This is a genomic window from Aromatoleum toluolicum (genome assembly GCF_012911005.2).
In the GTDB taxonomy this organism is placed as follows: domain Bacteria; phylum Pseudomonadota; class Gammaproteobacteria; order Burkholderiales; family Rhodocyclaceae; genus Aromatoleum; species Aromatoleum toluolicum.
The window spans coordinates 1-448 of record NZ_WTVS01000212.1; the positions used below are offsets into that span (position 1 = coordinate 1).

Below are 448 nucleotides of genomic sequence, written 5' to 3' on the forward strand. Positions count from 1 at the left end.
TGGCCAAGGAGCTGGGGCCTGATGCCAAGCAACCCAGCCGGGAGCAGGATCTGCGCAGCTACCTGGGCAGCTTCAACTTCACCGGGGACATGGTCAAGCAGGCCGTTGGCACCATGAGCGGCGGTGAAAAAGCGCGCCTGGTGCTGGCCATGATCGTATGGCAGCGCCCCAACCTGCTGCTGCTGGACGAGCCTACCAACCACCTGGACCTGGCCACCCGCGAGGCCCTGGCGATGGCGCTCAACGACTTCGATGGCACTGTGATGCTGGTCAGCCACGACCGCGCCCTGCTGCGCTCGGTCTGTGAGGACTTCTGGATGGTGGGCCGGGGTGTGGTTGGCCCGTTCGACGGCGACCTGGACGACTATCAACGTTACCTGCTCGAAGAGTCCAAGCGCCTGCGCGAAGAAGCACGCCTTGCCGAGCAGGCGCTGGCCTCACAAGCTCC

1 protein-coding gene is annotated in these 448 nt (G+C 65.2%); it reads left to right on the top strand.

Going from position 1 to position 448, the window contains the following annotated elements:
- On the top strand, positions 1 to 448 hold a 448-nt coding region (locus GPA27_RS28420; protein ID WP_169143739.1), incomplete at both ends, for an ATP-binding cassette domain-containing protein.